This window comes from Mesorhizobium sp. M7A.F.Ca.US.006.04.2.1 (assembly GCF_004022915.1).
GTDB lineage: Bacteria > Pseudomonadota > Alphaproteobacteria > Rhizobiales > Rhizobiaceae > Mesorhizobium > Mesorhizobium ciceri.
Genome location: NZ_RZQA01000331.1, coordinates 1 through 6258, shown reverse-complemented (window position 1 = coordinate 6258; position 6258 = coordinate 1). Strand labels below are relative to the sequence as shown.

General features: G+C 61.4%; 8 protein-coding genes. 3 read left to right on the top strand and 5 right to left on the bottom strand.

The genetic code is table 11. The annotated features are described in order from the left end of the window. A partial coding sequence (locus EN925_RS18365; protein ID WP_164894269.1) for an FAD-dependent oxidoreductase occupies window positions 1-538 on the bottom strand: 538 nt, incomplete at its 3' end. Between the two features lie 103 nt (window positions 539-641). Between EN925_RS18365 and EN925_RS18360 the strand changes: the two genes are divergently transcribed. The 3 genes from EN925_RS18360 to EN925_RS18355 are packed head-to-tail and all read left to right on the top strand — an operon-like array spanning window position 642 to window position 2985. Further along, window positions 642-1892 carry a cytochrome P450 gene (locus EN925_RS18360; RefSeq protein ID WP_127369503.1) on the top strand — a complete coding sequence of 417 codons (1251 nt, stop codon included), beginning with the start codon at window positions 642-644 and terminating at the stop codon, window positions 1890-1892. Between the two features lie 51 nt (window positions 1893-1943). Continuing rightward, window positions 1944-2315, top strand: a complete 372-nt coding sequence (locus EN925_RS40785) for a hypothetical protein (protein ID WP_245461033.1) — start codon at window positions 1944-1946, stop codon at window positions 2313-2315. Next, window positions 2263-2985 carry a hypothetical protein gene (locus EN925_RS18355; RefSeq protein WP_245461032.1) on the top strand — a complete coding sequence of 241 codons (723 nt, stop codon included), beginning with the start codon at window positions 2263-2265 and terminating at the stop codon, window positions 2983-2985. The genes EN925_RS40785 and EN925_RS18355 overlap by 53 nt, the downstream gene beginning before the upstream one ends. 397 nt (window positions 2986-3382) lie before the next feature. Here EN925_RS18355 and EN925_RS18350 read toward each other — a convergent pair whose 3' ends face one another. From EN925_RS18350 to EN925_RS18335, 4 genes are all read right to left on the bottom strand, one after another. After that, a complete protein-coding gene (locus EN925_RS18350; protein ID WP_127369502.1) occupies window positions 3383-3730 on the bottom strand; it encodes a cupin domain-containing protein in 348 nt (115 codons plus the stop codon). A 94-nt stretch (window positions 3731-3824) separates the two neighbouring features. Further along, complete coding sequence (locus tag EN925_RS18345; protein WP_024504598.1) at window positions 3825-5105, bottom strand: O-acetylhomoserine aminocarboxypropyltransferase; 1281 nt, start codon at window positions 5103-5105, stop codon at window positions 3825-3827. Between the two features lie 226 nt (window positions 5106-5331). Next, entirely contained in the window at window positions 5332-5853 is a 522-nt protein-coding gene (locus tag EN925_RS18340) for a CoA-binding protein (protein WP_127385281.1), read from the bottom strand. Further along, on the bottom strand, window positions 5840-6127 hold the full coding sequence (locus tag EN925_RS18335) for a GNAT family N-acetyltransferase (RefSeq protein ID WP_245465106.1): 288 nt from the start codon (window positions 6125-6127) through the stop codon (window positions 5840-5842). Before EN925_RS18335 ends, EN925_RS18340 begins: the two co-directional genes overlap by 14 nt. Window positions 6128-6258 lie beyond the last annotated feature (131 nt).

The following is a 6258-nucleotide window of genomic DNA, read 5'->3' as shown; positions in this document are numbered from 1 at the left end:
CGATGTGGCCGGCTTCGGCGTCGACCTCGACGACCTTGCTGTTTTCGTAGACATTGGCGCCGTTGGCGCGCAGCCACTTTGCCAGGCCGGACGCGATCTTGCGGCAATGCAGGGCGCCGCCTTCGGTCGAGAAATAGGCGTAGCGAAACGACCCGGCTTCCAGAAACGGCCAGCGTTTCACGGCTGCATCGGGCTCCAGCAGTTCGAACGGAAAATTGCCTTCTTCCAGGCCCTCGCGATATTCCTCGGCCTCGTCGCCGGGCTCGCGCGAAATGCAGACAAATCCTCTGGGATCGAGATGGTTTTCGCCGAGGTCGGCCCACATCTCGTCCCAGGCCTGGTAGGCTTCGGTGATCAGCCGGCCGTAGCCGGTCCCCGCGCGGTAAGCGCGGCGGATGATGCGGTGGTGGTCGCCCGAGGCGGCCAACGGGTTTGGGATCGGCCCCTGCTCGACGATCGAAACGCTGTGACCCGCCTTGACCAGCGACCACGCGGTCGAGAGGCCGGCAATACCCGCACCGACAACGATCACCTTCATCAAATCAGACTTTCCGCAGCCGGTCGGCTGGCTCAACGTATTGGATTGCGGGCGCCAACATACGGTCTGGAACCAGGCTGGCAAGCCGCGCTATTGGTCTGGCATGAGCAAATTGACGCCACCTGCCCTGGCCTTTGATCCAGCCACTCGACATCTGCGGCTCGACCCGCACGAGCCGGCTTTTTTTCAAAACCCTTATGATGCCTATGCTTTCCTCCACGGCCTATCGAATGCCTTCTTCTGGGAAGAATTCGGCTTCTGGTGCTTTGGCGGCTTCGACGACGTCAACCGGCTGCTGCGCGACCGCCGTTTCGGCCGCCAGAATCCGGCCGGCATTCCAGACAGTCGCGGTATCGGACAGGACCGTAGCCATCTCAGGGCTTTCGACGGCATCGAAGCCAATTCGATGCTGGAATTGGAGCCACCCGTGCACACGCGGCTCAGAACACTGGTGAACCGTGCCTTCGTCTCACGTCAGGTCGAACGGCTGCGGCCGCGCGTCGAAGCGCTCGCCAACGAACTGATCGACCGTTTCGACCCGGGCAAGACAGTCGACCTGCTGCCGGCCTTCGCGGCGCCCTTGCCGATCACCATCATTGCCGAAATGCTCGGCGTGCCGGTCGAGATGGGGCCGCAACTGCTCGACTGGTCGCACCAGATGGTCGCCATGTACATCCATGGCCGCACCCGCGAGATCGAAGAGACGGCCAACCGAGCCGCTGGCGAGTTCGCCGATTTCCTGCGCGGCTACGTCACCGAGCGCCGCAAGAACCCCGGCGACGACCTGCTGTCGCTGCTGATCTCGGCGCAAGAGGGCGGCCAGAAACTGTCGGAGGACGAGATGGTGTCCTCGACGATCCTGCTGCTCAATGCCGGTCATGAGGCGACCGTGCATCAGACCGGCAACGCCGTCCGTTCGATCCTTATGCAAGGCGGCGATGTCAGCCGCTTCTTCGGCTCACCCGAAGCGACCGCGGCAACGGTCGAGGAATGCCTGCGCTTCGATGCGCCGCTGCATATGTTCACACGCTACGCTTATCAGGAGATCGAACTCTCGCCCGGCATCGTCGTGCAGCCGGGCCAGACGATCGGGCTGCTGCTGGGGATGGCCAATCACGATCCGCGCGCCTTTGCAGTACCGCAAGCCTTCCGGCCCGATCGCGCGGACCAGAAGAACGTATCGTTCGGTGCCGGCATCCATTTCTGCATCGGCGCGCCGCTGGCCCGGCTCGAATTGCAGGTGTCGCTGAAAACCCTGTTCGAACGCCACCCAGAGCTGCATCTTGCCGAAACCCCAAGCTTCCGCGACACTTATCACTTCCACGGGCTGGAGACGCTTGCCGTCGGCTTCTGACGATCGCGAGCCAGGGGCTGCGATATGAGATTGTTTTCGATACGGGCGACGTTGTTTGCCCTGGCGCTGGCGTGCGCATTCCCTGAGATCGCGGCCGCCCAGCAGCAGCCGGAAAACATCCCGTGGCAAAACAGCATGGCCATCGCCCAGAAAATGGCGACGGTTCTGCTGGAGCGGCAGACCGGGTCGAAGGGCCTGCCGCCGACATCCTTTGCCATCGAGGTCGATCTCAACCTCGACGGTTTTCCGGAGATTTTCGCCTATCGCCATGCGCCCGGCTGTGATGGCACCAACTGCGGCAACTTCCTGTTTGTCCTGGAAGGCGACAGCTACCAGGAGGGTTCTCGGCGACATTCCGGGGGCGAGGCTGGTGCCGCAGGACAAGATCGGGCTCAGCGCCTTCAAGCGAAACGGTTTTCTTGACATGCAGTCCGACCAGATGACGATCGGCTGGGACGGCAAGCGCTATCTCGACGCCTCCGCCTTCCCGGCCTCGTCGCTCGACGGCGCGGCCTTCCTGGCGGCTTGCCAGAAAAGCAAATCCAACGAGCAGCCGGCGGAGGGCGAAGCCGAGCGCGTGAGCGCCGAATGCCAGTGCCAGCTCAACCGGTTTCAGGTAACCAGCCTCACGCAGGCCGATCTCGACATGTACACCGCGTCGCTGGCAGAAAACTTCGAATATCCGACGGGTGAAAAGTGGACGGCGCTGCTTGCCGTCCAGAACAGTGCCAAGGATGTCGGCACCGGCTGCGATGTCGCCAGCGGCAAGAACCAATGGCCGCCAGCCTATTTCAACCATGGCGACCAGCCGCAGCAGAAGTTGAGTTTTGACGGCTTTCTCGATGCCTGTCCGGCGCAGGATTTCATTCTCACCAACCACAAGATCGGATCACCGGACCGTGCGCTCACCCTGTGCGGCTGCCTCGCCCGCGAGATGCCGACGCAGGGCATCAGCCAGGAGGGACTCGATCTCATGGTGCAGTATTATCGCGACGAGATCTCCGACGCGGACATCGAGGCGCAGGACGCCGACGTGCTGACTTTCCACGACAAGGCCTCGGAAGCCTACCTTAGCCAGTTTCCGGCGAAGTAGACAAACCGGCACGCTGGCGACAGACCGAGGAGCCGAGATAGCCGGGACAATGAAATTCGGATTCTTGCGGGAAACCTCTATTGGAGGCCGATACTTTCCCTCAAATGCTAAATACCAGCAGTATCGTCGAGGCCACCGCAAAAACCGCCAACGTTGGAAAGAACACTATCGCCAACCAAAATCTCTTCGGGTGCATTTCTCGCAGGTAGACCCTACCGGGCGCAGGATAGATTCCTGATTTGATCGCTGGAAACACAACTGAAATGCAAAAATTTATGATCCAGACATCCGCAAATATACAAGCAATAGTGACAGCTATTTTATATGCATCCATACCTAATTGTACTGGAATTTCAAACTAGCGCAAGCTCTCCGCTGTTATTGTTCATGAAAGCGATCAGAGCTTGATCACATACTCCTTGCGAGTCGTTTCAAGCACTTCCCAGCTGCCCTTGAAGCCGGGCCTGAGCACAAAACTGTCGCCGGCCTTGACGGTGCGCGCCTGCCCATCGTCCTCCGTCACCACCGAAACGCCGGACAGGATGTGGCAGAACTCCCATTCGTCATAGGCGATGCGCCATTTGCCGGGGGTCGATTCCCAGATGCCGGCGTAGAGGCCGCCCTCCCGCTCCTCGACATTCCAGGTGCGGAATTTGGGATCGCCCGAGATCAGCCGATCCGGCGCCGGCGCGCCAGATTCGGGTTCGACGCTGTCGGTCGATATCGTCAAGTAGTGCACGGACAAGACTTGTTCTCCATGAAAGAGCCGGCAATCCGCCGGCTCACCCCCACGCCGGCGCTGCGCGCCGACCCTCCCCACAAGGGGGAGGGTAAAAGAATCAGACCTTGGCGAGCGCCTGTTCGAGGTCGGCGACGATGTCGTTGACGTCCTCGATGCCGATCGACAGCCGCACCGTGTCCGGTCCTGCGCCAGCCTTGACCTTCTGCTCGTCGGATAGCTGGCGGTGCGTGGTCGAGGCCGGGTGGATGACCAGAGACTTGGTGTCGCCGACATTGGCCAGATGCGAGAACAGTTCGAGCGCCTCGACGAATTTGACGCCGGCGTCATAGCCGCCCTTCAGCGCGAAGGTGAACACGGCGCCGGCGCCAAGTGGTGAGTACTTCTTCTGCAGTGCATTGTTCTTGTCCGAGGGCAGGCCGGGGTAGTTCACCGACGCGACCTTGGGATGATTGGACAGCCAGGCAGCAACCGTCACGGCGTTATCGCAGTGGCGCTGCATGCGCAGCGGCAAGGTTTCCAGGCCGGTCAGGATCAGGAATGCGTTGAACGGCGAGATCGCCGGGCCGAGGTCGCGCAGGCCAAGCACGCGCGCGGCAATGGCGAAGGCGAAATTGCCGAAGGTTTCGTGCAGAACGAGGCCGCCATATTCAGGGCGCGGTTCCGACAGCATCGGGTATTTGCCCGATTTCGACCAGTCGAAGGTGCCGCCGTCGACGATGGCGCCGCCGATCGAATTGCCGTGACCGCCGATGAATTTGGTCAGCGAATGGACGACGATGTCGGCGCCATGCTCGATCGGCCGGATGAGGTAGGGCGAGGCCAGTGTGTTGTCGACGATCAGCGGCAGGCCGTGCTTGCGCGCGATGTCGCCGATCTTCTCGATGTCGACGAAGGTGCCGCCCGGATTGGCGAGGCTTTCGATGAAGATCGCCTTGGTCCTGTCGTCGATCTGGCTTTCGAAGGTCGAGATATCGTTGGTGTCGGCCCATCGCACCTCCCAGCCATAATTCTTGAAGGCATGGCCGAATTGGTTGATCGAACCGCCGTAAAGCTTGTTGGCCGCGACGAAATTGTCGCCCGGCTGCATCAGATTGTGGAACACGATCACCTGCGCCGCATGGCCGGAGGCGACCGCGAGTGCCGCCGTGCCGCCTTCAAGGGCCGCCATGCGCTCTTCCAGCACCGCCTGGGTCGGGTTCATGATGCGGGTGTAGATGTTGCCGAAGGCCTTCAGCCCGAACAGCGACGCGGCATGGTCTGCATCGTCGAAGACGAAGGAGGTCGTCTGGTAGATCGGCGTGGCGCGCGCGCCGGTCGCCGGATCGGGCTTGGCACCGGCGTGGACGGCGAGCGTGTTGAAACCTGGCGTGCGGGTCACTGAAAACCTCCCTTTTGAAACTCTTGAAATCGCCGGGCATTCTTGGCGAAGCATGAGCGCGAATGCAAAGAAGAAAATACCCTTCGGCTAGCGATCTGCGGCCGAGGCCCGAGAAAATGCGCTGGCCTAAGGAATAATTTTGCGCCTAAGGCGCATCGCGCGTCAGGCCTTGCTTTTGGTGCACGTCGTTATCCCAAAACCGCTGCGCACTTTTGAGCGACGTGCACTACTTCTGCCGCACGCCAAAACTCTGGAATCCCGACCGCATCAGCGGCTTCTTCGACGACAGCACGCCGGAATTGACGCCGGTCCAACCGATCTCGCCGGACAGCTTGCCATATTCGATCTTGGGGCAGCGGTTCATCACCACCTTGATGCCGGCGGCCTCGGCGCGCGCGGCTGCTTCGTCATGGCGCACGCCAAGCTGCATCCAGATCACTTTCGGCAAGGGATCGAGCCGCAACGCCTCGTCGACGATGCCGGGCACCGCCGCCGGCGCGCGAAAAATGTCGACCATGTCGATCGGCTCCGGAATATCGGCGAGCCTCGCATAGGTCATCCGGCCGAGGATCTCCTTGCCGGCCTGGCCAGGATTGATCGGAAACACCGAAAATCCCTTGGCCAGCAGATATTTCAGCACGAAATAGCTTGGCCGCACATCATTGGCGGACGCGCCGACCATGGCAACGGTCTTCACCGAATTGAGGATGCCGGCAATGTAAGTGTTGTCGTAGCTATCGTGGTTCATGCGGCTTCCTACGGTAGTGGTATCGGTAAAGTTCACGGCTGAACCCAAGCGAGGCATAGAGTGCGCGGGCCGGTGTGTTGTCGGCCACCACCTGCAAGCATGCGGCGTGAGCCCCTGCCCGCCGCGCCCAGCCGATGAGGCCGCCGACGGTTTTGCGGCCCAGGCCTTGCTGCCTGAAACGGCCATCGGTTTCAACCGATTCCACCACAAGCAGGCCATTGCGGATGACACCATAGGCCAGGGCGGCAATTTGGCTGTCGCGTTCATAGGACACAAACGCCCGGTCGCCGACGATCAGCCCGTCATCTCGCGAAAGATGCGGCGCTCGGCGTCGTCAAAGGCTCCCATGCGGAACCGCGCCGCGAGCCAGTCCTCGCCCGGCACCTTCAAAACGGTGACCTGCTC